Raw genomic sequence first — 26,101 nt, forward strand, 5'->3', positions numbered from 1 at the left:
CGTCATCCGGGCGGCGCGGCCCCGGTCACTTGACCTTGTAGTTCTGGCCGAGCACGACGGACACATCCGCGTTCGCGGCGGGCTTGCCCTGCTTCACCGCGCTCGTCGGCAGGCCCAGGGTCTTGGCGACCTGCACCGCCTTCTCCTTGTCCGCCGCGGTCCCGTAGAGGACTTCGGAGAGAGCCGCGGGGTCGGCCGTACCACCACCGACGAAGGCATAGCCTCCGTTGACCAGCTTGATCCGGGCGGACTCGGCACCGTCCTTGTCCCCGGTGGCGTTCTTGACTCCGACCCGCACCGTCGCGTCGGCCGCCGGAGCCTTCAGCGTGCCGCCCAGGACGTCCTTGACGACGCTCTCGGTGGCCGCCTCGGTGAGTGTGCCGTCGGGCTGCACCGGCAGCAGTGTGGTCTTGTAGTCGCCGATCTTGGCGCGCTGGGCAAGCTTCGCCAGGGAGGCGCCCAGGTCCTTCTCGGGGAGCGACGGGTCGAGGATCTGCGCCATCGTCTGGACGGTGACCGTGGCGGCCTTCGGATCGTCCGAGATCTTCCGCAGAACACCCCGCAGGACCTCCCCGAACCGCGTGAGCTGCTTCGCCTCGTTCTCACCGGGCGCCCGGTAGGTGGCGTACGCGACGGCCATCTGACCGCTGAGGGTCTGCGCCTCGCCCTTCTTCACCAGGGGGGAAACACCCTTCTTCGTATCGGGCACCTCGGTGTCGGTGTCGACCTCGATGCTGCCGACCAGATCGACAAGAGTCTCCAGGTAAGGGGTATCCAGCCGCCACGTGCCGCTGATCCTGGTGCCGAGCAGTGTGTCGATGGACTCGCGGGTGCCGGTGGTGCCATCGTCCTCGACGGACTTGCCGAGGGTCGTCGTGGCACCCCCGTCGTCGGAGACCCCGAGCGAGTTGGGGAGCAGAACCGTGGTCCCCTGCTTGGTCGTCGCATTGTCGACGAGCAGCGCCGTGGAGGTGCCGCCCTTCTTGGTGTCGTGCAGGTGGATCACAATGACGTCCCGCTGCTGCGGGCCCGTCGACGCCGTGTTGTCCTTCTCCGAACCGGAGAGGCCGGGGATCTTTCCGGCGGACCAGAGGTAGCCGACACCGCCGACCACCACCAGGACCACCACGACTATCAGCGCGACCACGCGGTTGCGTCCGCGGCGCCGTGCCTCCTCGCGCCGCTCGCTGCGGCTTTCGGTGAACTTCAGCCAGTCGATGACGTCTTCGGAGTCCTCGTCGGGCTCCTCGATGAAGGAGAACTGCTCGGTGCGGTAGTCGGCGCGGCGCTGCCCGGGAACGGCCGGTTCCGGCTCGGCCCCGGCGTCGGTCTCCGGCCGGGATTCCTGCGTGACCGGCGCGGGGGCGGGAGGGGGCGAGGGCTGCGAGGAGGCCTGCTGCGGGACGTTCCACTGCTGGGCGGTGTCGACCGCGGCGGGCTGCTGGCCGGTGTCGTAGCCGTAGCCGTCGTAGCCACCGTAGGCCTGCTGGGGCTGCTGTTGCGGTTGCGGTTGCTGGTGAGGCTGAGAGCCGTATGGGGCGTACGCCTGCGGGTGTGCTTGCTGCGGCTGCTGGGACGAGGCGTACGGGTCGTATCCGTACCCCTGGTCGGCCTGATACGGCTGCTGCTGAAGCTGCTGGAGCTGCTGCGGCTGCTGAGGCGCGTACGGGTCGTACGCCTGCTGTCCGGCCTGCTGGTACACCGGCTGCCCGTACTCGTCGTAGCCGATGATCTGCGGCTGCTGGTAGTACGGGTCATACGGGTTCTGTCGGTCGTTCACCGGGGCCCCTCTGCGTGGCTCATTCGCCGCGGTACAGCTGGCGCTTGTCGATGTAGCGGACCACACCGTCCGGCACCAAGTACCAGACCGGTTCCCCCTGCGCGACCCTCTGGCGGCAGTCCGTGGACGAGATCGCGAGCGCGGGCACTTCCACGAGGGAGACACCGCCCTCCGGGAGGCCCGGGTCCGTGAGTGCATGCCCCGGCCGCGTCACACCGATGAAGTGGGAGAGCGAGAAGAGTTCGTCGGCGTTCCGCCAGGTGAGGATCTGGGCGAGCGCGTCGGCGCCGGTGATGAAGAAGAGGTCCGCGTCGCCGTGGATCGCGCGCAGGTCGCGCAGCGTATCGATGGTGTAGGTCGGCCCGCTCCGGTCGATGTCGCTCCGGCTGACCGAGAACTGCGGGTTGGAGGCCGTAGCGATGACCGTCATCAGGTAGCGGTCCTCGGCCGGGGAGACGTGCTTGTGGCTCTTCTGCCACGGCTGCCCGGTCGGAACGAAGATCACCTCGTCGAGGTGGAACTGGGCGGCCACTTCACTGGCCGCCACCAGGTGTCCATGATGAATCGGGTCAAATGTCCCGCCCATCACGCCGATTCGGCGCTTTCCGCGACCGGTAGGCACTTCCTGCTCTCCCATGCGTGCAGAGCCTACTGGCACAGCTGTACGCCTCCGCCTCAGCGGTCGCGGTTGAAGCGGGTGGTGATCCACAGCAGGAGCAGCAGCACGACGAACGCACCGCCCCCGGTGACAATCGGGCTGAGGCTTTCGTGGTTGCCACCGTGCTCGCCGCCCTCGGCGGCGAGGGTGACCAGCTGGTGTGCGGTGCTCGTGAGGCTCATCTTCGGCAGGACCTATCGATCGGGAGTCGGAAGGAAGACGTCGCGCACATCGTATGCGGGAGCCCCGGGCACGCTCACGCCGACTCAGTCGTTGTCGTCTTCGTTGCGGTATCCGCGGAGCAGGAACCAGCCGAGCAGGACAGCTCCGACGAGCGAGACGAGCAGCACGACACGGAGTGTGTTGCCGGGTCCCTGGTCCTCGGATGCGGCGGCGAGCAGAGCAACGGTATGCGGCATGTCGGGCGTCTCCTCAGTTATCCACAGCCCCCCGCACACCGTAGCCCCAGCACCTACGCTGGGAATTGTCAGGGGGCGAGCGACATCTCGTACGAACAGGGGGCCCATTCATGACCGACCGCAGCCACGAGAACCACGAGAACGTGCCGAGCAGGCAGCGCAGGCGCTTCGCCGGGATCTCGTCCCGGGCCTACGAACACCCGGCGGACCGTTCGGCCCTGGTGGCCCTGCGCAAGCTGAGCGGTTTCGACACCGTGTTCAAGACACTGAGCGGTCTGCTGCCCGAGCGCAGCCTGCGACTGCTCTTCCTCTCCGACTCCGTCCGGGTGAGCGACGCGCAGTTCGTCCATCTCAACGAGATGCTGCGGGACGCCTGTTACATCCTGGACCTGGAGAAGGTCCCGCCCATGTACGTCAATCAGGACCCGCAGCCCAATGCCATGTGCATCGGCCTCGACGAGCCGATCATCGTGGTGACGACGGGGCTGGTGGAGCTGCTCGACGAGGAGGAGATGCGGGCCGTCATCGGCCACGAGGTGGGACACGCCCTCTCCGGCCACGCCGTGTACCGCACGATCCTGTTGTTCCTCACCAATATCGCGTTGAAGGTCGCCTGGATCCCGCTCGGCAATGTCGCGATCATGGCGATCGTCACGGCACTGCGCGAGTGGTTCCGCAAGTCGGAGCTGTCGGCCGACCGGGCGGGACTGCTCGTCGGACAGGATCTGCAGGCATCGATGCGCGGTCTGATGAAGATCGCGGGCGGCAATCATCTGCACGAGATGAATGTGGACGCCTTCCTCGCCCAGGCCGACGAGTACGAGAAGGGCGGCGATCTGCGCGACTCGGTGCTCAAGATCCTCAATCTGCTGCCCCGTTCGCACCCCTTCACCACGGTACGTGCGGCCGAGCTGAAGAAGTGGTCCGAGACCCGGGACTACCAGCGGATCATGGACGGCCACTACCCGCGACGCGACGAGGACAAGGACACCTCGGTGACGGACTCGTTCCGGGAGTCCGCGACGCACTACGCGGACGCGGTGCGCAGCAGCAAGGACCCGCTGATGAAGCTGGTCGGCGACATAGCGGGCGGCGCCGGGGACCTGGGAGGCAAGCTCCGCGACAAGTTCACCGGCCAGGGCGGGGGCACGGGCGGCAGGAGCGGTGCTGCGGACAGCACCAGGGGTGGTGCTACGGGCGGCTCCGGGGGCTCTGCGCGACCGGAGGAGCCTGGGGACCCTGACGGGCCGGGGACTGCGGGGAGCTGACCGGCTGCGGGGAGCCGGCCGCAAGCGTTCCGCAGAGTGCCGCCGTGGGCCGGCCCGTCGCGTACGGGTCGGTGCCCGCGGGGCCGTGGGAGACGGCTCGCTGCCCGGCGAGCAGCGGCCGCAGCGCACCAGTGGTGTCCGTCGGGCACGCCTGCGGTCCGGCCAGGACATAGCTGGTGCGAAGCTCCAGCCGGTGCAGCCGCAGGTCTTCCCGGTCGAAGCGGAAGTGCAGCTCGCGCCGTACGGTGAAGAGCGAGGCACCCCCTGCCCGTTGGGACCCCGAGGCGGCCGGGCGGAGCGTGTAGGTGAAGGTGTGGTCCGACGCCACCTCCAGGGTGTCGGATCCCGCCTCGGTGTAGCTCAGGGTGCCCCGGACCCGGATGTCCGGACCGGCCAGTGCCACCTTCGCCGGGTCGAACCGCACCAGCCAGCCGGCCGCGGCGTGCTGTCCGTCGTCGTCCGGTCGGTTCATGCTGCGGTCGAACTGAGCCGTCTGGTCCGGGTCGAGCAGCAGTTCCACCGGTCGCACCGCGCGGCCGGTGAGGACGTCCGGGTCGAGCGAGGACGCCACCAGATAGTCCTTGACCGTGGTCAGGGCCGTCTCCACCTGGCTGCCCGAGAAGTTGTCCGTGCCCCGGATCGCCGGCAGATTGATGCCTTCGGCGCCTTTGGCGAACTGCGCGGCCGGGCTCCTCGCGAGGAGCCCGGCGGCCGAACCGCCGGGTACGGCGCCCTGGGGGGCCAGGGGTACGACGGTCGATCTGAGGGCCTCGGCCCGTCTGCCGACGGGCGCCGGGTAGGGGTGGCGGAAGCCCATGTACACGGCAGTCGCAAAGGCCAGGGCGATCAGGAGGACCAGGGCGATGGCGGCTCTGGAGCCGGCTCGGAAGCTTCGGGGCGGGAGGCTGCGTACGGCGCGCGCGTGGTCCCCCATGCGCTCCTGGGCCGAGAATTCCTTCAGCCGTGCAGCACGTACGAACGACTCGTCGAAGACGAGTGACCGGTATTCGTCCTCACCACCGCCCGGCGCGTTCTCGGGCGGGCCTTCCGGTGGTTCTCCACGGTCTGCCATGACTTCTCCCGACTCCACGTCACCGACCGGGGCCGAAACGCTTCGCTCTGCTTCGGCCGAGTGGCTTCGGACAGGGCCTGCCCGTCATGAGTCCGCATGACATCGCATGTACGGGCGAGTGAGAAGCCCCCTCGTAGAGAGGGGTCACACCTTCAGGGTAGGTCGATTACGACCGAGGTAAACGCCGAGCCGCGAGGAGAACCACGCGAGAGTTGCCCCGGAGCCCGGAGAACCACCCTCAGGACGCGCGCGGGATGCTCTCGGAACCTGATCGGGGTGGATCGGAACGCGTGGCTGCGCGCCCTCGCACGAGGTGCGGTCACCGCGGGGCAGCAGGCGCGTGCGCTCCGCACAGCGCGCCGGTCGCACGGTCCGGTCCGGTCCGGCGGCGTCAGCCCATGCGCGGGACCGCCGAGACCGTGGGGCGGAGGTGGCCGGCCGAGGCCGACGGGACGGCGCTGGGGATGGGGCCGGGCGCGCTGTCCACCCCGGTGGTGGCGGGCGGCGGGGCGGGATCCTGGCGGTTGCCCGAACTGTTGCGGTAGACGGCGCTGAAGGCCAGTGCGACCATTCCGATGCCCATCAGCACGGCCAGCAGCCAGGCCACCGGCCGGTGCCAGCGTGCCGCGCCCCGGTACGGGCGCAGGACGCCGCCGTGGCGCCCGTAGGGGCTGCTGCCGTACGCGCCGCCATCGGGGTCCAGCGGGTCGCCGTCGGCATTCCCGTGGCCGTATACGCCGCCCGGCCCGTATCCCTCGTCGGGGAGCTCGTCGTCCAGCGGGCCGCCGCCCGCCCGCGCCCGGGACGCCTCGGCCTCGGCGCGCGCCTGCGCGGCCGCGAGCAATCGCTCGACCGCAGTCGGTTCATGGATCTCGGCGGCCCGTACGAAGTCCTCGTCGAATACCACGGAGGCGAAGTCCTCGTCCGCGCCCCCGCGGTCGTCGTCGGGCTCCCAGCCGTCCGGGAACGGCCTGCCCCCCACGTCGTCCGGCACGGCTCCAGACTAGCCCCGCCGGGTCGTTCTGGGCAGGGAGCCCGCAACATTCACCGGCCTCGGACGGTCACCTCACGTGGCCGTCGCCCGTGACGATGTACTTCGTCGAGGTCAGCTCCGGCAGCCCCATCGGCCCCCTGGCGTGCAGCTTCTGCGTGGAGATGCCGATCTCGGCGCCGAAGCCGAACTGGCCGCCGTCGGTGAAGCGTGTGGACGCGTTCACGGCCACCGTCGTGGAGTCCACCAATTGGGTGAAGCGACGGGCCGCGGCCTGGGAGGTGGTCACGATCGCCTCGGTGTGGCCGGAGGACCAGAGCCGGATGTGCGCAACGGCCGCGTCCAGCGACTCCACGACGGCCGCGGCGATGTCGTACGAGAGGTACTCGGTCTCCCAGTCCTCGGGCGTCGCCGCCACCACGGTGGCCTTGGACCCCTCGGCGTATTCGAGGACCCGCTCGTCGCCGTGCACGGTCACTCCGGCGCCGGCCAGCGCCGCCAGGGCGCGCGGCAGGAAGTCCGCGGCGACGTCCTTGTGGACCAGGAGCGTCTCGGCGGCGTTGCAGACGCTCGGGCGCTGCGCCTTGGAGTTGATCAGGATGTCGACGGCCATGTCCAGGTCGGTCTGCGCGTCCACGTACACATGGCAGTTGCCGGTGCCGGTCTCGATGACCGGGACGGTGGATTCCTCGACCACCGTGCGGATCAGCGAGGCCCCGCCGCGCGGAATGAGGACATCGACGAGGCCGCGGGCCCGCATCAGTTCCCGTACCGAGTCGCGGCTCTCGCCCGGTACCAGCTGCACTGCGTCGGCCGGAAGACCGGATCCTCCGACCGCGTCGCGCAGCACCCGTACCAGTGCGACGTTCGAGGCGTACGCGGAGGACGAGCCGCGGAGCAGGACGGCGTTGCCCGACTTCAGGCAGAGGGCCGCGGCGTCGACCGTCACATTGGGACGGGCCTCGTAGATGATTCCGACGACGCCGAGCGGCACCCGGACCTGTCGCAGGTCGATGCCGTTGGGCAGGGTCGAGCCGCGGACGACCTCGCCGACCGGATCCGGCAGCGCCGCCACGTCCCGCACATCGGCGGCGATGGCGCGGATCCGCTCCGGGGTGAGGGTGAGCCGGTCGACGATCGCCTCGCTGGTCCCGGCCTCGCGGGCACGGGCGACGTCCTCGGCGTTGGCCGCGACGATCTCGCTCGTCCGCACCTCCAGCGCGTCCGCGATCGCCAGCAGCGCGTCGTCCTTCGCCGCGCGCGGCAGCGGCGCGAGGTCGGCGGCGGCGGAACGTGCCCGGTAGGCGGCCTGGGCGACCGGGGACATGTTGTCGTACGGCGAGAGCGTGGTCATGCCCGCAGAGTAGTGCGCACACTGCGGGCATCCATCACGTATCCCGTGATGCGAGACAACTGCCCCGCAGCCGTTTCCGTGATGCGAGACGACCGCCCCGGGACCGCTCGCGCGACACGGGACACGGGACGACCACCCCGGAGCCGCTCCCGCAGCACGGGGCTGCTGATCCGCTCCGGGGCCGTCGCCGTGCTCAGTACGGGTGGACGCCGACCGGGGCGGCCGGGGGCGGTCCGTATCCCTCGGCGACGCGCTGGTGGTACGTCTCGCGGTCGATGACCTCCAGACCGACGATCTCCCAGGGCGGAAGCTTGGCGGTGGAGCGGTGCTCGCCCCAGAGCCGCAGCGCGACGGCCGCCGCGTCGTGCAGATCCCGGGCCTCCTCCCAGTAGCGGATCTCCGCGTGGTCGTCGGCGTACCGGCTGGTCAGCAGGAAGGGGTGGTCGTGCGCGAGCTGTTCGAGCCCGCGTCTGACCTCCTTCAGCGGAATAGCGCCGCCCGAGACGCTGAGCGTGACATGCCAGAGTCTCGACGGGGTGCGCTCCTCCCGCACCATCGCCGGCTCGGACCCCGTGGTCCGGTCGTCGGCACGGTCCGTGGACCGTCTCTCGTCGAAGCCGGCACCTGCTCCGACACTGGTCAGGGCCCGGCCACCCGTTCCTCGGGGCGGCGCCCCCGGGCGCGCTCGTTTCACCGGCGGCCTCCTGTGAATGCGTTTGCTGTGCTGTACCCCGCTGTGTCCCCGTTACAAAGTTGACCAGTCCGAGGCCGGGGATGGGGCGGTTTTCGTGAAGGTCTCCGCCCTGAGGCTGGACTTTCAACCGTTTCAGGGGGTCTGTCAGGGGTGCAGGAGGACAAGATCGTCCCTATGTACGACCTCGCGCTCATAGGCCGGACCGAGTTCCCGCGCCAGGTCGCGGGTGGAGCGGCCGAGCAGCTGCGGGATCTCCCTGGCGTCGAAGTTGACGAGCCCGCGGGCCACGGAACGGCCTTCGAGGTCGCGCAGTTCCACCGGGTCGCCCGCGGTGAACTCGCCCTCGACGGCGGCGATCCCGGCGGGCAGCAGCGAGCTGTGCCGTTCGACGACCGCCCGCACGGCCCCGTCGTCGAGGGTCAGCGAGCCCTGCGGGGTGGAGGCGTGGGCGAGCCAGAGCAACCGGTCCGCCGACCGTCGTCCGGTGCGGTGGAAGTACGTACCGGTGTCGCGTCCGGCCAGGGCGTCGGCGGCCCGGCTCGCCGAGGTGAGGACGACGGGGACTCCGGCGGCCGTGGCGATCCGGGCGGCCTCGACCTTGGTGACCATGCCGCCCGTGCCGACGCCGGCCTTCCCGGCGCTGCCGATGGTGATGCCCACGAGGTCCTCGGGGCCGGTCACTTCGGCGACCCGCGACGTTCCCGGGGTACTGGGGTCGCCGTCGTACAGCCCGTCCACGTCCGAGAGAAGGACCAGCAGATCGGCCCGGACGAGATGGGCGACCAGCGCGGCGAGCCGGTCGTTGTCGCCGAACCTGATCTCGTCGGTGGCGACGGTGTCGTTCTCGTTGACGACCGGGAGCGCGCCCATGTCCAGGAGCTGGTCGAGGGTGCGGTAGGCGTTGCGGTAGTGGACGCGGCGGCTGGTGTCGTTGCTGGTGAGCAGCACCTGGCCGACGCGTACGCCGTACCGTGCGAAGGAGGCGGTGTAGCGGGCCACGAGCAGTCCCTGGCCGACACTGGCCGCAGCCTGCTGTCTGGCCAGGTCCTTGGGCCGGCGGTGCAGGCCGAGCGGGGCGAGCCCGGCCGCGATGGCGCCACTGGAGACGAGCACGATCTCGCGCTCCCCACCGCTCCTCACCTTGGCGAGTACGTCCACGAGCGCGTCGACGCGATCGGCGTCGAGGCCACCGGACGCGGTGGTGAGGGAGGAGGAACCGACCTTGACCACGATCCTGCGGGCCTCTGCGACGCCCTGCCTTGCCCCTGACACGACCATCCCCAATGATTCGGCTCCGCCCGGTCCTTGCAATCTACGCGAGCGGCGGGGCGGGCGCCCACGTGTTCCGTCCCGTGGACGCGTGGGCGGCTGCACGGCCCGTCCGCACCCGGCGTCCGCGCCGACGAGTCCCCGACCGGCCTCTCCCGTCGATGAGGCCGACAGCCGCGTCGGCGCCCACATTCATTACGCCTATCAAATGATCAATTTCTCGGCGCAACTCATCGGCATCGGGCGAAACAGGGAAGAAAACTCATACCCTCCGGCCGGTGCAACCATCGGAACGTCTCACTCATCCAACAACAGATAGGGTGCGTGACGGCGGCCCCTCCCCCCATTTTCGGCAGTGGCAGTGTCGGCCCCGCATCCGCCGCCATCTCCAGGGACCTACCAGACATGGGACAGCAGCGATGCCAGTCAAAGTAAGTGTCGTCATTCCGGTTTACAACCCCGGCAAGTACATCGACCCCTGCATCGAGTCACTTCTGAAGCAGACTCTCCCCGCAGCGGAGTTCGAAGTTCTCTTCGTGAACGACGGGTCCACGGACGACACTCCCGAACGGCTCGAAAAGCTGGCAGTGGAACACCCTCATTTCCGGGTGATCACCATCCCCAACTCCGGATGGCCCGGAAAGCCCCGCAACATCGGTGTGGCCGAGGCGAAGGGCGAATACGTCCAGTTCGTCGACCAGGACGACCATCTCGCCTCCGATGCCCTGCGCCGGCTCTACGAGATGGGCCACCGCAACGGTTCCGACATCGTCATCGGCAAAGTGGCCAGCAACTTCCGCGGTGTCCCGCACGGCGTGTTCAAGAAGAACCGCGAGAAGTGCACCCTGCGCGACGCGCCCCTGTACGACAGTCTCACCCCGCACAAGATGTTCCGTACGGGGTTCCTCCGCGAGAACGGCATCGCCTACCCCGAGGGCAAGCGCCGGCTGGAGGACCAGCTCTACATGATGCAGGCGTACTTCCCCGCCGAGGTCGTCTCGGTCCTCGGCAACTACACCTGCTACTTCTACTCCCGGCGCGACGACGGCAAGAACGCGGGATCCACCAGGATCGTCCCGGCCCAGTACTACGGAAACCTCCGTGAGGTCCTGGACGTCGTCGTGGCCAACACCGAACCGGGCGCGTTCCGGGATCTGCTGCTCCGCCGCTTCTACCGCGTCGAGATGCTGAGCCGGCTCAGCGAACCCGCGGTGATGAAGTACCAGCCCGAGTTCTTCGAGGAGATGTGCGACGCGATCAGGCCGCTGGCCATCGACTTCATGGGCGACGGGGTGCACGACGGTCTCGGTCCGCTGCTGCGGATCCGGTCGACGCTCCTGCGCAGGGACGACCGGGAGGGCCTGCTCCGGATCGCCCGGTTCGCCGGGTCCGTCAAGGCGTCGGCCCGACTGGAGGAGTTCGCCTGGCAGCCGGACGGCCGGGTCGCTCTCACCGTGACCGCCCGGCTGGTCCACGGCGACGACGGGGAGCCGGTGAAACTGCTGCGCCGGGACGGCCGGTACTTCCTGCACCCGGACACCGGCGGCGGGCTGCCGGCGGAGGACGAACTCCTCGATGTCACCGATGACTTCGGCGGATTCTCCGCCGAACTGTCGCTGCGCAATCGCGAGACGGCCGTCGAGTGGCCCTGCCCCGCGACGTTCACCATGCAGACCGATGAACTCGGCGACGGGGCCTGCGAGATCGTGCTGCGCGGCAGTGGGTATGTGACCTCGGAGGCGGTCAAGGGCCGCGGCCGGGTCTCCCGCGGCTTCTGGGACGTCTGGGTGCCGCTGCGCGGCCTGGGACTGGTCCGCAAGGCACGGCTGGGCGCCGACCGCGCCCCGGGGGTGGACGCCGCCTGCCTGCCCGCGTCACTCGGGTCGCCGGCCCGTGCCGTCATCCCGTACTTCACCGATCCGTACGGCAACCTCACGCTCGATGTGGGCCGCCGTGGCAAGAAGCTCGCCACCTATCTGGACGGCCGTCCGGTGCTGCGGACCCCGGGCCGTCGGCCCGAACTCCGGCTGGAGCTCTTCACGGCCACCACCACCGTCGTGTCCGACGCCCAACTGGTCCTGAGCCCGGCCGACGGAGCGGACTCGGCCGTGCACACGCTGCGTACCAAGCTGCACCCGGCGGAGGGCCGGGCCCATCTCATCGTGCCCCGCCGCGCCCCCGGCGTCGCGGCGGGTGCCTGGAAGCTCTCCGTCCGGCTGGACGGGGAGAAGGGCCCCGCACTGAGCCTCTGCGACGTCACCATCGGCGGGGGCGGCCGGATCCAGCTGGATCCGGAGCTGCCCGCGGCCGCGGACACGATCATGGTCGGCCTGGTCGCGCAGCGCCGGAAGGCGGCCCTGCACCGGGCGCTGCGCACCGTCGGCGGCCCCCTCGTGCGCAGGCTCCCCCCGCAGGGCCGCAAGCGCGCACGCCGCGTCGCCGCCCGGCTCACCGGCTGATCCGGCCCCGCGGATCAGCCGTCTCCCCGGGCGAGACGGTCCCGCCAACACCCGGCACCAACAACGACATCACCACCAGCACACCGGAACAAGGACGTGATCGCATGCGGCAGCTCTCCATCGCGGGCGCCTGGGTGCATGAGCCCAAGGTCTTCCCGGACAGCCGCGGCAGCTTCCACGAGTGGTTCAAGGCGTCGGAGCTCAGCGAGGCCGTCGGACACACGCTGCGGCTCGCACAGGCCAACTTCTCCCTCTCCAGCCGGGGAACCCTGCGCGGTGTCCACTTCGCCGACGTGCCGCCGAGTCAGGCCAAGTACGTCACGTGCGTACGCGGCGCCGTGCTCGACGTCATCGTGGACATCCGGGTCGGCTCTCCCACGTACAAGCGGTGGGAGGCCGTCCGCCTCGACAACGCGAACCATCACGCCGTCTATCTCGCCGAAGGTCTCGGCCACGCGTTCATGGCCCTGACGGACGACACATCGGTCGTCTATCTGTGCTCCGAGGGCTACGCGCCCGGCCGCGAGCACGGAATCAACCCGCTCGATCCCGAGCTGGGCATCGAGTGGCCGGCGGAGATCATCCCGCTGCTGTCCGACAAGGACGCCGCGGCCCCCTCGCTGGCCGAGGCCGAGGAGCAGGGCCTGCTGCCGTCGCACGAGGCCTGCCAGGCGTACTACGCCCAGTTGCGCACCCGCGGCTGAACTCCCCGGGCGGGAACGCCGAAGCCCCCGTGGTCCGTACGGATCACGGGGGCTTCGTACGGGTCCCGGACCGGTCGGCCCGGTGCCCGACAGGTCAGAGCCCGTCGGGTGACCTCAGCCGGTCACGGCCTCGATGCGCTTGCGCAAGGGGGCGAACGCCGAGCGCGGGCGGCGCAGGTTGCGGGCGCGGGAGAGGGCCGGCCAGAAGTCGGCGCCGAGCAGCGCCTCGGGCTGGACGGCGTTCTTCCGCACCAGCACCTCTTCGGGCACGTCCTGCGGATCGGGTACGACGTACTCCTCGATGATCTTGTCGTACGCGTTCTTCAGGATGTTGCTCTCCGGGTTGGCGCCGAACACCGCGACCACACCGGTCGGTGCCGTGTCCACCTCGACGACCACCAGGTCGGGCCGGAAGCGGCGCAGCACCTGCACCACCTTGTACACATCACCGGTCCAGAACTTGGTGTGCCGGTCGCGGGCCGCCTCGTCGACATCGCGCGGCAGCATGTCGTCCAGCACGATCACGCTCGACCAGCGGGTGTGCTTCTCGACGTTCATGAAGTCGCGCAGCGCGTATTCGAAGAGGTGCATGCCGTCGATGAAGGCGAGCTCCAACTTCGGGTCCCCGCCCATCACATTGAGCGGATCGCGGCGGGCCAGGGCGCGGAACGGGTTGCGGCCGTTGCGCAGGTGCAGGAGCGGGTCCTTGCGGGCGAAGAAGTCGTCGCTCGTCGCCTTGACCAGGTGGACGTCGCAGCTGATGTCCGTCACCACGCGGAATGCGGGGTCGACGGCGACGGACGGCACTCGCGAGAGAGCCAGACTTCTGCCGTCGTTGACCCCGATCTCCAAATAGTTCCGAGGACGGTAGACACGGTGCAAATTGCGCAGAAAGCCATGGCGGTTCACGCGGAGCAGCCCTTCGAAGGAAACCAACTGGTCGGGTCCTCGGCGAAGTTACCTCATGAACGCGCGGTGGTGTAAGCGTTCTTCCGCCAGGTAAACCTTCGGTGTTCAGATCTTTGAAATTCGATGGGATTCGATCACCGCTACGATCATTCGACGATCATGAACGCTCTGTTGCGAGAAGCACCGGAAATGCCTCTTCCAGCGCCGTCCGCCAGTTCCGGATCGGTTCGATACCGGCCGCCGCCCAGCGGTCGTGCCCCAGCACGCCGAATGCGGGCCGGGGAGCCGGCCGCACGAAGGCCTCGCTGGTCGTGGGGCGGACGCGTGCCGGGTCGGCGCCGAGCAGCCGGAAGATCTCCTGCGTGAAGCCGAACCAGGTCGTCTCGCCGCCGCTGGTGCCGTGGTAGACGCCCGCGGGAGCGGTGCCCGCGCGGGCGGCCTGTCCCAGCCGGACCAGCCGGTCCGCCAGATCGACGGTCCAGGTGGGCTGTCCGCGCTGGTCGTCCACCACGTCGAGGGTGTCCTTGACACCCTCCAGCTTGATCATCGTACGGACGAAGTTCCCGCCGCCCGCGCCGTACAGCCAGGCCGTACGCACCACGTACCCGGTGTCCGGCAGGGTGTCCAGCACGGCGCGTTCGCCGGCCAGTTTGGTGCGGCCGTAGGCGCTGTGCGGCCCGGTGGGGCCGTCCTCGGCGTACGGCTTCTCGCCGTCCCCGGCGAAGACGTAGTCGGTGGAGACCTGGAGGAGGACGGCGCCCTGTTCGCGGCAGGCCGCGGCAAGGACCTCCGGGCCCGTGCCGTTGACCCGCAGCGCGGCGTCCTCCTGGGACTCGGCGTCGTCGACGGCGGTCCAGGCGGCGCAGTTCACCACGACGGCGGGGCGGTGCTCGTCGAAGCCCGCGCGCACCGATCCGGGGTCCGCGACGTCGATGGCCGCACGGTCCGCGGCGACCGCCGTGACGTCCTCACCGGCGAGCCGGGCCAGGACGTCCCGGCCCAGCATCCCGGCGGCCCCGGTGACCAGCCAGACGGCGCTCACAGCGCGGCCCGGTCCTTCAGCGGCTCCCACCAGGCGCGGTTGTCGCGGTACCACTGCACGGTCTCGGCGAGGCCGGTGCGGAAGTCCTTGCGGGGCTCGTAGCCGAGCTCCTCGCGGATCTTGGTGCAGTCCACCGAGTAGCGGCGGTCGTGGCCCTTTCGGTCCTCGACATGGGTGACGCGGGTGTCCCAGTCGGCCCCGCAGGCGTCCAGCAGCAGACCGGTGAGCTCCTTGTTGGAGAGCTCGGTGCCGCCGCCGATGTTGTAGACCTCGCCGGCCCGGCCCTTCGTACGGACCAGTTCGATGCCCTGGACATGGTCGTCGATGTGGAGCCAGTCGCGGACGTTGGCGCCGTCGCCGTACAGCGGAACCGTCTTTCCGTCCAGCAGGTTGGTGACGAACAGCGGGATGACCTTCTCGGGGAAGTGGTGATGCCCGTAGTTGTTGGAGCAGCGGGTCACCCGCACGTCGAGGCCGTGGGTGCGGTGGTACGAGAGCGCGATCAGGTCGCTGGACGCCTTGGCCGCCGAGTACGGCGAGTTGGGCGCGAGCGGATCGGTCTCGGGCCAGGAGCCCTCGTCGATGGAGCCGTAGACCTCGTCGGTGGAGATGTGCACGAAGGTCTTGACGCCGGCCAGATGCGCGGCGTGGATCAGGGTGTGGGTGCCCACGACGTTCGTACGGACGAATTCGGCGCCGCCGTCGATGGAGCGGTCCACATGGGACTCGGCGGCGAAGTGCACCACCTGGTCGTGCTCGGCCATCAGCTCGGAGACCAGCTCGGTGTCGCAGATGTCGCCCCGCACGAACCCGAAGCCGGGGTGGTCGCGCACCTCGTCGAGGTTGGCCGGGTTGCCCGCGTAGGTGAGCTTGTCGAGCACGGTGACGGCGATGTCACCGGGACCCTCGGGGCCGAGCACCGTACGGACGTAGTGCGAGCCGATGAAACCGGCGCCGCCGGTCACCAGAATGTTGGTGGTCATGAGGAGATCTGCACCTTGCTGTGGTCGCCGAGCACGAGTCGGTGGGCGGACGGGGAACGGGGCGCGGGCGTCACTTCGACATCGCGGCCGATGAGCGACGCCTCCACGCGGCGGACACCGGCGACGGAGGCACCCCGCAGGACGATGGAGTACTCGATCTCGCTGTCCTCGATCCGGCAGTCCTCCGAGACCGAGGTGAACGGGCCGACGTACGCGCCGCTGATCAACGACCGGGCGCCGATGATCGCGGGCCCGACGATGCGACTGCCGCTGACCTTGGCGCCCGCCTCGATCCGCACCCGGCCGATGATCTCGCTCTCCTCGTCGACCTCGGCCCCCTCCTGGGACGGCTCGATGGTCTCCAGCACGGTCCGGTTGACCTCCAGCATGTCGGTGACGTTGCCGGTGTCCTTCCAGTACCCGCGGATCGTGGTGGAGCGGACGTCACGCCTCTGGTCGATCAGCCACTGGATGGCGTGGGTGATCTCCAGCTCACCGCGCCAGGAGGGCTCGATCGAGCGAACGGCCTCGTGGATCGCGGGGGTGAAGAGGTAGACGCCGACGAGCGCCAGATCGCTCTTGGGCTTCTTCGGCTTCTCCTCCAGCGCCGCCACCCGGCCTTCGGCGTCGAGTTCCGCGACGCCGAAGGAGGTGGGATCGGGCACCTGGGTCAGCAGGATCTGCGCATCGGGCCGGTCGGTGCGGAACTCCTCCACCAGAGCGGTGATCCCGCCGACGATGAAGTTGTCACCGAGGTACATGACGAAGTCGTCGTCCCCCAGGAAGTCACGGGCGATCAGCACCGCGTGGGCAAGGCCGAGCGGCTCGTCCTGCGGAATGTACGTGACCTGGATGCCCAGCCGGGAACCGTCGCCGACAGCCTCGCGGATCTCCTGGGCGGTGTCGCCCACGATGATGCCGACCTCGGTGATGCCGGCTTCCGCGATGGCTTCCAGCCCGTAGAACAGCACGGGCTTGTTCGCCACGGGCACCAGTTGCTTGGCCGAAGTATGAGTGATGGGACGCAGGCGGGTGCCGGCCCCTCCGGACAGTACGAGAGCCTTCACGTGACCAGTCCTCAGTCTGAGATATCGGTCCTGTCGCAGCTGCGACCTGCTGGGCGACTTTACTGAGGATTGCTGCGCGATTCTTCGTGCGTCAACTCCGTGAACGAAATTGCGTCAACTCTGTGAACGAAATATGGACACACTTCCGGATCCGGGGCGGGCGGGCCCGCTCACTTCGCGCTGAGCCGCGACTTCCAGCGCCGTACGTCGCGCCGCATGCGCCGGGCGACGCGCCGCGACAGTGACATTCTGCGGGCCACGGCCTTGGGCTTCTCGATGCGCTTGCCGTCGTGCCAGTCGGGCACGGTGACCTCGAAATCGGAGTCCGAGAGACCACTCGAACGGTCCCGGAAGTGCGGGTACGCGAGGAAGAGCTTGTCACCCTTCCGTGAACGGACCACATCCGGAACGGACTTTGCCCGCACATACGTCAGCTGGTCCGCCAGGACGTCGGACCGGTCACGCGCGACAGCGGCCAGCCGCAGCCTCTCGGCGACCTTGATCAGACGCGCCACGCCGTCGCTCCAGTACGTCTCCATGAGAGGCGCCGCGAGTTCCATCTTGTGGCGCCGGACCTCTTCCGAGTCCCGGAGGAATACGGGTCCGAACTGCTGCAGCATCCCGACCGTGAAGGGGCGGACCATCAGAAAGTCGCGCTTCGGTCCGGCGGGTTCGAGCCGGTGTATGAGCGCCATCATCGCCCGCATGGAATCGAAGCGCCACATATAGGTGCCGCTCTTGGTGACGTGCTTTCCGTCGTCCCGTCCGACCAGGTGATAGCAGGTGTAATTGGATATGACGGAGATCCCGGCGCCGCGCAGATATACCTCCATGGTGAAGAGCGCGTCCTCACCGGTCTTGAGTTCCTCGTCGAATCTCAGACCGAGCCGCTCCAGCAGTTCACGTCGGAAGAGTTTCTGCGCACTCAGTGTGTAAATGACCTTGGAGTTGTATACATTGACACGGTCCTTGGTGGCCGTCCACATCGACTGGGGCGCCCCGCGGTTGACCCCGACCACTTTGCCGAGCACCACGTCGGTGCGTGCCCGGTCCGCCATCTCGACCATCCGCTCCAGGGCCTCGTCCCCGAAGTAGTCGTCCGCGTCGAGGAAGAAGACATAGCGACCCCGGGCCAGGCCGAGACCGACGTTCCGCGGCCCGCTGGGGCCTCCTGAATTCGCCTGCCTGACCACTCTGGTCGGAACCGCGGACCGGGCCGCGAACTCCTCCAGGTACTCGCCGGTTCCATCGGTCGAACCGTCATCGACCGCCACGATCTCGATCCGGTCGGCTCCGATGGTCTGCGTCTCCACCGATTCGAGACAGCGTATGAGGTACGGCATCGCCTCGTATGCGCCGACGATCACGGTTACGTCAGGAGTTGGCTTCTCGTTCACACCAACAGAAGACAGTCACCCCGGAGCGTTGGTTGCCCAATACTGCACACCGAAAGAGTGAGCCTCATCACAAAGGCCCGGCACAACCCTTTCAGGGCTATGCCGGGCCTGGAGGCTCGTGTTAACGGACCAGGTGGGCGGTCACCCGCTCACGCGTTCGGCGAGGTTTCTCGCCAGGCCCTCGTTCCGGGCCTCGGACTTGGCCGCGAGTGCCTTCACGGCCCTGTCGAACTGCACGATCGAGGTGGGCTCGTCCGGGCCGAGGAGATACTCCTTCAGCTCACGCCGGTCGGCCGCCATGGTGTCCGCCGCGGGGTCCACCACCGCCTTGAGCAGGGCGTCCAGCTCGGTCGCGGCATTGGACAGGATGACCGCGGCACGGACCGCGGTGTTCTGCCGCCGGAATTCGTCCTCGCCCAGCTCCGCCGAGTCGGTGACCGCGTACGGCTTGCCGCTCGCGATGAAGTCCGACACCACGCTGGAGATGTCCGAGACCATGGCGTCCGACTCGTTGAAGCAGTCGTACAGCCGCATCCGGGCGCCCGTGATGACCTTGTGCTCCCACCAGCCGAGCGCACGCCAGGAAGCTGCGTTCCACTCGTCCTTGAGCCGCGCGATCTCGGCCTCGCGCGCCGGGTCGGCCAGTGAGTCGCGGGACATCTCGGCCTCGTCCCCGGCGACGTGGCCGCCGCTCGACAGCACCGCGAGCCGCGCCTCGACACGGGCCAGTTCGGCCCGGGCCGCGGCCCGCACCTGCTGGAGCTCCGCCGACTCCTTCGCCCAGCGGGGATCGGCGGCGCGCTCGACGACGGCCTTCTCGATCATCGCGGTGATCCGCTGGTGCACGGCCTTGGCCCGGGCGCTGCGGGTTCCGGTGAAGGGGTGCGGCTTGTAGACCAGCCGGACCGGCTTCTCCGAGTTCAGCAGCCGCCTCACGATGTTCTCGCCGGCCAGCAGCAGCGAGGTGTTGCCCGGGTTGTCGTCCCAGCCTTCCCAGGTGGGGGCGTAGAGCACGGTCGGGATCGGGTTCTTCGGCGCGCCGGACCACGGCTGGATGGTGGCCAGCTGCGGGCGGCCCACCTCGACGATGTCCTCGTCCCGCACACCGACGTCGGCCAGCGCGTAACGGTCCCGGCCGGCCCGGCCGGCGGTCCACACCTCGTCGTAGGCCTTGCTGTACGGGTTGACGCTGGCGAGCTTGTCGCTGTCGCCGTGCCCGATGAAGACGTGCTTCATCGTCGGCACCCTGAGCAGGTGGATGTTCTTGCCGACATTGGCCGCGTACAGCGCGACCCGCACCGACGAGAGGTTCAGGTTCATCAGGTGCACGCCGCCCGGCACACAGATCACCGGCACCGCGGTCGTGTTCAGCTGAGGCAGTATCGTGCGCTCACGCAGCAGGATCAGCGGGCGCTCGTCGAGCTGCGCCATGGTCTCCAGCCACATGTTGACCTGGTAGGCCGAATCCTTGGAGCCGGAGAAGTAGAGGACCACGGTCGGCTTGTACTCGCGCAGCCAGGTGCCCACGGCGCCCAGCACCTTGGAATCGGGCCCCACCTGCCGGCCCGGACGAAGGTACGGGAGGAGCACCACCAGGTAGCAGAGCCCGAGAACCAGCGTGATGGCGAGGCCGACGTAGGCGAAGCGGTTCACCTCGGTCTCTATGGCGACCAGCACACCCACCATCGCGAAGACATCCAGGTGGAGCATCTTCTCCGCGGAGCGGTTCAGCAGCAGCGGCGAGGGGGCGTCGGGAATCCTTACCTGCTCCAGGTCGACGTTGCGCGTGATCACCGGGAGCCTGCGCCGGAGCCTGATGAGGGTGGCCGTGGCACTCTGCAGTACCTGGAGGGCGTAGAAGCCCAGCAGACAGGCGACCGTCACGTAGAACAGCGTCTGTTCCCCGTACCCCAGGCGGGAGACGAGCAGGATCAACAACAGCTGGCGGACCAGGAAGCGGATCGAGAGCCCTGCGCGGACCGCGGCGAGCCGGTTGATGAGGTAGCTGCCGCAGCGATGCAGATACTGGTCGGCCACGTATGTCACCGCGGCGGCGGCGGCGAAGAACCAGAGATTGGGGATTATCGCCGCGACCATGACGCATGGGAACCCCAGAGCCATGAGGAGAGCGGCGGCCAGCTCCGAACCACTGCCCACACGAGCCATGCGAATGGCTTTCGAAATCACGAAGTACCGCTCCCGAGAATGCCGACTGATTACCTTGCGAGGGAAATGTGAAGCCGGAGCTTCACGAATTCGGACCCCTGCAGTTCGCTCGCGGCGTCTGCAGGGGTCCGAATAGTCGATTGTCAAGCAGTATTACACATCGGCCTGTCGATCCAGGACAGCGGCCAGCGCCTGCTCGAATCCCGATGCCTCCGAGGCACCGCGCGTCGGGTCCTGCTGACGTACGTCGATGACATGGCCGGTCATCTCGGAGAGCAGGACGTCGAGGGAGGTCCGGGCGACCGCTTCGGAGGAGAGCAGCGTACCCGCGGGCTCGTCACCGAACGCCTTGGTGCGCATCGGGGTGGCGGTGCGTTCCGGGTTCACGCAGTTGACCCGTACCCCGTCGCCCGCCCATTCGTCCGAGAGCGCCTGGGTGAGGTTGACCATGGCGGCCTTGGTCGACGAGTAGAGGCTGTACTCCGCACGGCCCCGGGTGTAGCTGCTGGAGGTGTAGAGCAGCAGCTGGCCCTTGGTCTCGGCGAGGTACTTGTGCGAGGCGCGGGCGATCTGCACCGGCGCCAGGTAGTTGACGTTCAGCGCTTCCTGGATGGTCGTGTTGTCCGTCTCGGCCAGCTTGCCGATGCGGAGCACGCCCGCGGTGTTGATCACGTAGTCGATGCGGCCGGTGTCCGCGTACGCCTTGGAGAGCGCGTCGTCGACGTGCTCCGGGTTCTCCACGTGCGTACCGGTGGTGGAGCGGCCCAGGGCGTAGACGGTGGCGCCGTAGGACTCGGCGAGCGTCGCGATGTCCGCGCCGATGCCGTAGGAGCCGCCGAAGACGACGAGGGTCTTGCCGGCGAGCAGTTCGCGGTAGGCGGCGGCGTCGGTCGGCTGCGGGACCGCCGTGGAGGCCAGTTGGAAGAGCTTGTCGGCGATGAAGACGTCGACCGGCTGCGTGACCTTCATGTTGTACTCGTCGCCCGCGACGACGTAGATCGGCACGTCGGGGAGGTACTTCAGGACGACCGAGCAGTCGTCGGTGGCCTGGAAGTTCGGATCGCCCGCTGCGACCTCGTACGCCCGGCGGATCGTGGACAGCTTGAAGGCCTGCGGGGTCTGGCCGCGGCGCAGCCGGGAGCGGTCGGGGACGTCGGTGATGAACTCGCCGTCGCCGCCGTGGGTACGGGTCACGATGATCGTGTCCGCCGACGGGATGGCGACGTCGACCGCCTGGTAGCGGTCCAGGGCGTCGACGCAGTCCTGGATGACACGCTGCGAGAGCAGGGGGCGCACGGCGTCGTGGAAGAGGACGTTGCGGTCCTCGCCCTCGGCCAGGCCCTCGCCGAGGGCCGCGATGGCGCGCTCGGTGGTCTCGTTGCGGGTGGCGCCGCCCTCGATCACTGCGGTGACCTTGGTGAGCCCCGCCTTGGCGACGATCTTCTCCACGTCGGGCACATAGCCCGGAGCCATCAGCACGATGATGTCGTCGATGGAGTCGGCCTGCTGGAAGATCGACAGCGTGTGCTCGATGACAGCCTTGCCTGCGATCTTCAGCAGTTGCTTGGGGATGGAGAGTCCCACGCGCTGGCCGGTGCCGCCGGCGAGCACGACTGCTGTGGTTCGGGCTTTGGCTATGTGCTGAGCTGACACAGACGACCTACCTTGCGAGGGCTGGGAGATAGAGCGATGGTTGCACTCTCCGTTACCGTCTCGCAAGGTGGACGTCGGCCGCCGCACGCCGTGCGGAAACCTTGTGTTGCCCTTGCGATCAGGGCGGATGCCGGAATTGACGCCTCCGGGCCGGGTGACCGACACCACAGGGTTGAGCAGCATGAATCACCCTTGAGCGGGTTTCGGCTCCGCCCATGGTGACGCGGAGGCGATGGGCGGTCACCGGACCGGGGCAGGGGCCGGACCCGTCCGTCGGCATCGGCGGCGGACGGGTCCGGCCCCTGCCGGCAGGCTTTGCCCCGTCGCGGAGGCTAGAACGGGTTGAAGTCGTCGAACTCGCGCTGCGCCTCGTCGCGTTCCGCCTCCCGGTCGCGCCGGCGCTGCGCCGCCGGGCGCTGCGCTTCGAGACGGTGGTCCTCGCCACGCCGGCCGAGCATCTCCGCGCCCGTCGCCAGGGTCGGCTCCCAGTCGAAGACGACCGCGTTGTCCTCGGCGCCGATCGCCACGCCGTCGCCCGCGCGTGCACCGGCCTTCATCAGCTCGTCCTCGACCCCGAGCCGGTTGAGCCGGTCGGCCAGGTAGCCGACGGCCTCGTCGTTGTTGAAGTCGGTCTGCCGGACCCAGCGCTCCGGCTTCTCGCCGCGCACCCGGTAGAGGCCGTCCTCCTCCTTGGTGACGGTGAAGCCCGCGTCGTCGACGGCCTTCGGGCGGATGACGATACGGGTCGCCACCTCCACGGGCTTGGCCGCGCGCGCCTCGGCGATGACGCCCGCGAGCGCGAAGGAGAGCTCCTTCAGGCCGGTACGAGCGACGGCGGACACCTCGAAGACGCGGTAGCCGCGCGCTTCCAGGTCCGGGCGGATCATGTCGGCGAGGTCCTGGCCGTCCGGGATGTCGATCTTGTTGAGGACGACGATGCGGGGCCGGTCCTCCAGGCCGCCGTACTGCTTCAGCTCCTCCTCGATCACATCGAGGTCGGAGACCGGGTCGCGGTCGGATTCCAGCGTCGCGGTGTCCAGTACGTGCACGAGCACCGAGCAGCGCTCCACGTGCCGCAGGAACTCCAGACCGAGGCCCCGGCCCTGGCTGGCGCCCGGGATCAGACCGGGGACGTCGGCGATGGTGTAGACGGTGCTGCCCGCGGTGACCACGCCGAGGTTCGGGACGAGGGTCGTGAACGGGTAGTCGGCGATCTTCGGCTTGGCCGCCGACAGGACGGAGATCAGCGAGGACTTGCCGGCGCTCGGGTAGCCCACCAGCGCGACGTCCGCGACGGTCTTGAGCTCCAGGACGATGTCCCGGGCCTCGCCGGGCTCGCCGAGCAGCGCGAAGCCGGGGGCCTTGCGGCGGGCGGAGGCCAGTGCGGCGTTGCCGAGGCCGCCGCGGCCGCCCTGTCCGGCGACGAACGTGGTGCCCTGGCCGATCAGGTCGGCGAGCACGTTGCCGTTCCTGTCGAGCACGACCGTGCCGTCGGGCACGGGCAGGACCAGGTCCTGGCCGTCCTTGCCGGCCCGGTGGTCACCCGCGCCGGGCTGGCCGTTGGTGGCCTTGCGGTGGGGGTGGTGGTGGTAGTCGAGGAGCGTGGTGATCGCCTGGTCGACGACCAGGGTCACATCGCCCCCACGGCCGCCGTTGCCGCCGTCCGGACCGCCGAGCGGCTTGAACTTCTCACGGTGTACGGAGGCACAGCCGTGGCCCCCGTTACCCGCGGCGGCATGCAGCTCGACGCGGTCCACGAAGGTGGTCATGGTTGGAACCTCCAGTTACATACGTACAGAAATGTCTCACTCGTGCCGTCTCCCCCAGGAGAAAGCCGTCTCTCATGGGAGAAACACGCGAAAGGCGGACCCGCTTCCCGTACGGGAAGTGAGGTCCGCCTCCGCAGAAACCGCTCGACGAGCGCCGAAAATCAGCCGGCGATCGGAACGATGTTCACGACCTTGCGGCCACGGTGCGTGCCGAACTCGACCGCACCGGCGGCGAGAGCGAACAGCGTGTCGTCGCCGCCACGGCCGACGCCCGTGCCCGGGTGGAAGTGGGTGCCGCGCTGGCGGACCAGGATCTCACCGGCGTTGACGGCCTGGCCGCCGAAGCGCTTCACGCCGAGCCGCTGAGCATTGGAATCGCGCCCGTTCCGGGTGGACGATGCGCCCTTCTTGTGTGCCATGTCTCCTCAGTCCCTTACTTCGCAGCCGCGGGGATACCGGTGACCTTGATCGCCGTGTACTGCTGACGGTGACCCTGGCGACGGCGGTAGCCGGTCTTGTTCTTGTAGCGAAGGATGTCGATCTTCGCGCCCTTGTGGTGGTCCACGACCTCGGCCTGGACCTTGATCCCGGCCAGCACCCACGGGTCGCTGGTCACGGCGTCGCCGTCGACCACGAGCAGGGTCGAGAGCTCGACCGTGTCGCCAACCTGGGCAGTGGAAATCTTGTCAACCTCAACGATGTCACCGACAGCAACCTTGTGCTGGCGGCCACCGCTGCGCACGATGGCGTACACGCGGATCTCTCTCTCGCTCGGAACGGATCCCCTGATGCCAGCCGCCCGCACGGGCCGAAGCCCGCGACGGTCCGGAAGGACGAGCGGCCTCTCCTGACGGACGAGCCGCCGGGAGGAATGTGCTCAGGGGTGGGCGCGCATGGAAACACGCCGATGGACAAGGTTACGGGGCGGCCCACAGGGGGTCAAACCGGGGCCGGCCGCGCCCGTCCGGCACACGAACGGACACCGCAGCCACCCCAGCCCCGCCCGGCGGATGGCCGCCGCACCCCGCTCATCTGTTTCACGGCTTGCTCCGCCTCTCCGTAGTGGAACCGACACGGTCAGGAGCGACCGGGCAGCCACGCTGCACCGCGCGCACACCAGCCTCGAACCGGCTGCGGGCAACCCCGCGATCGAGCAGCTCCTCGCTCAAAGGGCGCGAGGCATCGATCGCCGCCTCCGTGAGCACGGCGGCGGGGGCGAACGACAGGACCTTCTCCCTCGTGCTGTGCGTCAACGCGACCAAGCGGTCGCGTGTCCGGTCGGGCCCGATGAGCTGCTCGACGCCCGGCCGGCTCGCCTCAGGAGCCAATTCGGCGTGTTCCGCGGCCAGTTGAGTCGCCGCCGCCCTCGACGCGTCCAGCCGTTGCTGCTGAGACCACGTCACCGGGGCTCCCTTTCGGGAACGCCGCTCGTGCCACCTGCGCCGTCTCCGCCGGGGTCTCCCCAGACCCCTCCGGCTGCATCGACATCCGCACCCACCCCGTACGACAACATCGGCATTCAAGACCACAACCGGGTCGTGAATGCGACGTCACGCAAGGCCCCGAATCAACCAACAGCATCCGCACCGCGGGACGGGGCCGCCCTCTGCGCTCCAGCGGTACCAACTACGGCGGGCGCGGCACGGGATCGTATGCTCGCCGGACAAGCCCGCTCTTCGGAAGGCATCACACGTGAACTACAGGGTTCAGCCCACCGCCCAGGTCGACGACAGCGCCGAGATCGGTGCCGGCAGCAGTGTGTGGGAGCTCGCTCAGATCCGCGAGGGAGCCAAGCTCGGCGAAGGCTGCGTGGTGGGACGTGGCGCCTATGTGGGCACCGGTGTGCAGATCGGTGACAACGTCAAGCTGCAGAATTACGCCCTGGTGTACGAGCCGGCAGAACTTGGTGACGGCGTCTTCGTCGGTCCCGCCGTGGTCCTCACCAATGACCACAACCCGCGCTCCGTCGACCCGGAGGGCAAGCAGAAGCGCGGCGGCGACTGGGAGGCCGTCGGCGTCAAGGTCGCCGAGGGCGCTTCGCTCGGTGCGCGTTCCGTATGTGTGGCACCCGTGCGGATCGGCCGCTGGGCCATGGTGGCAGCGGGCGCGGTCGTCACCAAGGACGTGGCGGACTTCGCGCTGGTTGTCGGCGTACCGGCACGGAGGGTCGGCTGGGTCGGCCGGTCGGGAGTGAAGCTGGTCGAGCGCGTCGGGACGCCCGGCATGTGGGAGTGCCCGAAGACGGGCGCGCTGTACGAGGAGGAGAACGGCGTTCTCAGCGAGCGCTGATCCTCCGCGCCCTGCCGTGGCTCATCTGCCGGCCCCGGGGCAAGCGATATGTCACACGCTCTCTACAGCAGTGCAACAATTCGCAAACAAGCCTGCCGGTAAACCCAACGCGGCCACGTCACCAGGAAAAGGGAGATTACGGCTCGGGTAAGCTTATC

24 protein-coding genes are annotated in these 26,101 nt (G+C 68.9%); 4 read left to right on the top strand and 20 right to left on the bottom strand.

Features of this window, described 5'->3' with window-relative positions; translation table 11 throughout:
* Positions 1 to 25: 25 nt before the first annotated feature.
* The 4 genes from ACF08M_RS00420 to ACF08M_RS00435 all read right to left on the bottom strand — a co-directional run bounded on the left by ACF08M_RS00420 (position 26) and on the right by ACF08M_RS00435 (position 2,857).
* Positions 26 to 1,780, bottom strand: coding sequence for an LCP family protein (locus tag ACF08M_RS00420; protein WP_392183017.1), 1,755 nt, complete (start codon positions 1,778 to 1,780; stop codon positions 26 to 28).
* Positions 1,781 to 1,799: 19 nt separating this feature from the next.
* Entirely contained in the window at positions 1,800 to 2,417 is a 618-nt protein-coding gene (gene nadD / locus ACF08M_RS00425; RefSeq protein WP_392183018.1) for a nicotinate-nucleotide adenylyltransferase, read from the bottom strand.
* A 38-nt stretch (positions 2,418 to 2,455) separates the two neighbouring features.
* Positions 2,456 to 2,620 carry a hypothetical protein gene (locus tag ACF08M_RS00430; protein ID WP_392183019.1) on the bottom strand — a complete coding sequence of 55 codons (165 nt, stop codon included), beginning with the start codon at positions 2,618 to 2,620 and terminating at the stop codon, positions 2,456 to 2,458.
* Positions 2,621 to 2,704: 84 nt separating this feature from the next.
* Positions 2,705 to 2,857 carry a hypothetical protein gene (locus ACF08M_RS00435; protein ID WP_392183020.1) on the bottom strand — a complete coding sequence of 51 codons (153 nt, stop codon included), beginning with the start codon at positions 2,855 to 2,857 and terminating at the stop codon, positions 2,705 to 2,707.
* Positions 2,858 to 2,967: 110 nt separating this feature from the next.
* Between ACF08M_RS00435 and ACF08M_RS00440 the strand changes: the two genes are divergently transcribed.
* Positions 2,968 to 4,125, top strand: coding sequence for a M48 family metallopeptidase (locus ACF08M_RS00440; protein ID WP_392183021.1), 1,158 nt, complete (start codon positions 2,968 to 2,970; stop codon positions 4,123 to 4,125).
* Here the strand turns inward: ACF08M_RS00440 and ACF08M_RS00445 are convergent.
* The 5 genes from ACF08M_RS00445 to proB all read right to left on the bottom strand — a co-directional run bounded on the left by ACF08M_RS00445 (position 4,049) and on the right by proB (position 9,514).
* A complete protein-coding gene (locus tag ACF08M_RS00445) occupies positions 4,049 to 5,197 on the bottom strand; it encodes a hypothetical protein (protein ID WP_392183022.1) in 1,149 nt (382 codons plus the stop codon). The genes ACF08M_RS00440 and ACF08M_RS00445 overlap by 77 nt on opposite strands.
* A 391-nt stretch (positions 5,198 to 5,588) precedes the next feature.
* Positions 5,589 to 6,191 (bottom strand): hypothetical protein, encoded by a 603-nt coding sequence (locus ACF08M_RS00450; protein ID WP_392183023.1) that lies wholly within the window; start codon positions 6,189 to 6,191, stop codon positions 5,589 to 5,591.
* 67 nt (positions 6,192 to 6,258) lie between these two features.
* Positions 6,259 to 7,542, bottom strand: coding sequence for a glutamate-5-semialdehyde dehydrogenase (locus tag ACF08M_RS00455; RefSeq protein WP_392183024.1), 1,284 nt, complete (start codon positions 7,540 to 7,542; stop codon positions 6,259 to 6,261).
* Between the two features lie 193 nt (positions 7,543 to 7,735).
* Positions 7,736 to 8,236 (bottom strand): hypothetical protein, encoded by a 501-nt coding sequence (locus ACF08M_RS00460; protein ID WP_392183025.1) that lies wholly within the window; start codon positions 8,234 to 8,236, stop codon positions 7,736 to 7,738.
* 144 nt (positions 8,237 to 8,380) lie between these two features.
* Positions 8,381 to 9,514 carry a glutamate 5-kinase gene (gene proB / locus ACF08M_RS00465; protein WP_392183026.1) on the bottom strand — a complete coding sequence of 378 codons (1,134 nt, stop codon included), beginning with the start codon at positions 9,512 to 9,514 and terminating at the stop codon, positions 8,381 to 8,383.
* 410 nt (positions 9,515 to 9,924) lie between these two features.
* Here proB and ACF08M_RS00470 point away from each other — a divergent pair, with 410 nt between their 5' ends.
* Together ACF08M_RS00470 and rfbC are read left to right on the top strand one after the other, a co-directional pair.
* Positions 9,925 to 11,964 (top strand): glycosyltransferase family 2 protein, encoded by a 2,040-nt coding sequence (locus tag ACF08M_RS00470; RefSeq protein WP_392183027.1) that lies wholly within the window; start codon positions 9,925 to 9,927, stop codon positions 11,962 to 11,964.
* A gap of 104 nt (positions 11,965 to 12,068) precedes the next feature.
* Positions 12,069 to 12,668 carry a dTDP-4-dehydrorhamnose 3,5-epimerase gene (rfbC, locus tag ACF08M_RS00475; RefSeq protein ID WP_392183028.1) on the top strand — a complete coding sequence of 200 codons (600 nt, stop codon included), beginning with the start codon at positions 12,069 to 12,071 and terminating at the stop codon, positions 12,666 to 12,668.
* Between the two features lie 114 nt (positions 12,669 to 12,782).
* Here rfbC and ACF08M_RS00480 read toward each other — a convergent pair whose 3' ends face one another.
* From ACF08M_RS00480 to ACF08M_RS00530, 11 genes are all read right to left on the bottom strand, one after another.
* Positions 12,783 to 13,577, bottom strand: a complete 795-nt coding sequence (locus ACF08M_RS00480; protein ID WP_392183432.1) for a class I SAM-dependent methyltransferase — start codon at positions 13,575 to 13,577, stop codon at positions 12,783 to 12,785.
* 157 nt (positions 13,578 to 13,734) lie between these two features.
* A complete protein-coding gene (gene rfbD, locus ACF08M_RS00485) occupies positions 13,735 to 14,619 on the bottom strand; it encodes a dTDP-4-dehydrorhamnose reductase (protein ID WP_392183029.1) in 885 nt (294 codons plus the stop codon).
* Complete coding sequence (gene rfbB, locus ACF08M_RS00490; protein ID WP_392183030.1) at positions 14,616 to 15,602, bottom strand: dTDP-glucose 4,6-dehydratase; 987 nt, start codon at positions 15,600 to 15,602, stop codon at positions 14,616 to 14,618. The genes rfbD and rfbB overlap by 4 nt, the downstream gene beginning before the upstream one ends.
* Positions 15,599 to 16,669 (bottom strand): glucose-1-phosphate thymidylyltransferase, encoded by a 1,071-nt coding sequence (locus ACF08M_RS00495; RefSeq protein WP_392183031.1) that lies wholly within the window; start codon positions 16,667 to 16,669, stop codon positions 15,599 to 15,601. The genes rfbB and ACF08M_RS00495 overlap by 4 nt, the downstream gene beginning before the upstream one ends.
* 170 nt (positions 16,670 to 16,839) lie before the next feature.
* Positions 16,840 to 18,066 (bottom strand): glycosyltransferase family 2 protein, encoded by a 1,227-nt coding sequence (locus ACF08M_RS00500; protein WP_392183032.1) that lies wholly within the window; start codon positions 18,064 to 18,066, stop codon positions 16,840 to 16,842.
* Between the two features lie 141 nt (positions 18,067 to 18,207).
* Positions 18,208 to 20,232 carry a hypothetical protein gene (locus ACF08M_RS00505; protein WP_392183033.1) on the bottom strand — a complete coding sequence of 675 codons (2,025 nt, stop codon included), beginning with the start codon at positions 20,230 to 20,232 and terminating at the stop codon, positions 18,208 to 18,210.
* A gap of 153 nt (positions 20,233 to 20,385) precedes the next feature.
* Positions 20,386 to 21,885 (bottom strand): D-ribitol-5-phosphate cytidylyltransferase, encoded by a 1,500-nt coding sequence (locus ACF08M_RS00510; protein WP_392183034.1) that lies wholly within the window; start codon positions 21,883 to 21,885, stop codon positions 20,386 to 20,388.
* Positions 21,886 to 22,217: 332 nt separating this feature from the next.
* Positions 22,218 to 23,654, bottom strand: coding sequence for a GTPase ObgE (gene obgE, locus ACF08M_RS00515; protein WP_392183035.1), 1,437 nt, complete (start codon positions 23,652 to 23,654; stop codon positions 22,218 to 22,220).
* A gap of 161 nt (positions 23,655 to 23,815) precedes the next feature.
* A complete protein-coding gene (rpmA, locus tag ACF08M_RS00520) occupies positions 23,816 to 24,073 on the bottom strand; it encodes a 50S ribosomal protein L27 (protein ID WP_018103204.1) in 258 nt (85 codons plus the stop codon).
* Positions 24,074 to 24,087: 14 nt separating this feature from the next.
* A complete protein-coding gene (rplU, locus tag ACF08M_RS00525; protein WP_030921216.1) occupies positions 24,088 to 24,408 on the bottom strand; it encodes a 50S ribosomal protein L21 in 321 nt (106 codons plus the stop codon).
* Between the two features lie 283 nt (positions 24,409 to 24,691).
* A complete protein-coding gene (locus tag ACF08M_RS00530) occupies positions 24,692 to 25,057 on the bottom strand; it encodes a hypothetical protein (protein WP_392183036.1) in 366 nt (121 codons plus the stop codon).
* Positions 25,058 to 25,346: 289 nt separating this feature from the next.
* Between ACF08M_RS00530 and ACF08M_RS00535 the strand changes: the two genes are divergently transcribed.
* Entirely contained in the window at positions 25,347 to 25,943 is a 597-nt protein-coding gene (locus ACF08M_RS00535; protein WP_392183037.1) for an acyltransferase, read from the top strand.
* Positions 25,944 to 26,101 lie beyond the last annotated feature (158 nt).

The sequence above is a fragment of the Streptomyces sp. NPDC015032 genome (assembly GCF_043080425.1).
Classification (GTDB): domain Bacteria; phylum Actinomycetota; class Actinomycetes; order Streptomycetales; family Streptomycetaceae; genus Streptomyces.

What these genes read in the sequence shown, in the direction of transcription:
- nadD (WP_392183018.1), bottom strand. Translation starts at nt 2,417, where the DNA reads ATGGGAGAGCAGGAAGTGCCTACCGGTCGCGGAAAGCGCCGAATCGGC.
- ACF08M_RS00430 (WP_392183019.1), bottom strand. Translation starts at nt 2,620, where the DNA reads ATGAGCCTCACGAGCACCGCACACCAGCTGGTCACCCTCGCCGCCGAG.
- ACF08M_RS00435 (WP_392183020.1), bottom strand. Translation starts at nt 2,857, where the DNA reads ATGCCGCATACCGTTGCTCTGCTCGCCGCCGCATCCGAGGACCAGGGA.
- ACF08M_RS00440 (WP_392183021.1), top strand. Translation starts at nt 2,968, where the DNA reads ATGACCGACCGCAGCCACGAGAACCACGAGAACGTGCCGAGCAGGCAG.
- ACF08M_RS00445 (WP_392183022.1), bottom strand. Translation starts at nt 5,197, where the DNA reads ATGGCAGACCGTGGAGAACCACCGGAAGGCCCGCCCGAGAACGCGCCG.
- ACF08M_RS00455 (WP_392183024.1), bottom strand. Translation starts at nt 7,542, where the DNA reads ATGACCACGCTCTCGCCGTACGACAACATGTCCCCGGTCGCCCAGGCC.
- proB (WP_392183026.1), bottom strand. Translation starts at nt 9,514, where the DNA reads ATGGTCGTGTCAGGGGCAAGGCAGGGCGTCGCAGAGGCCCGCAGGATC.
- ACF08M_RS00470 (WP_392183027.1), top strand. Translation starts at nt 9,925, where the DNA reads ATGCCAGTCAAAGTAAGTGTCGTCATTCCGGTTTACAACCCCGGCAAG.
- rfbC (WP_392183028.1), top strand. Translation starts at nt 12,069, where the DNA reads ATGCGGCAGCTCTCCATCGCGGGCGCCTGGGTGCATGAGCCCAAGGTC.
- rfbB (WP_392183030.1), bottom strand. Translation starts at nt 15,602, where the DNA reads ATGACCACCAACATTCTGGTGACCGGCGGCGCCGGTTTCATCGGCTCG.
- ACF08M_RS00505 (WP_392183033.1), bottom strand. Translation starts at nt 20,232, where the DNA reads ATGGCTCGTGTGGGCAGTGGTTCGGAGCTGGCCGCCGCTCTCCTCATG.
- obgE (WP_392183035.1), bottom strand. Translation starts at nt 23,654, where the DNA reads ATGACCACCTTCGTGGACCGCGTCGAGCTGCATGCCGCCGCGGGTAAC.
- rpmA (WP_018103204.1), bottom strand. Translation starts at nt 24,073, where the DNA reads ATGGCACACAAGAAGGGCGCATCGTCCACCCGGAACGGGCGCGATTCC.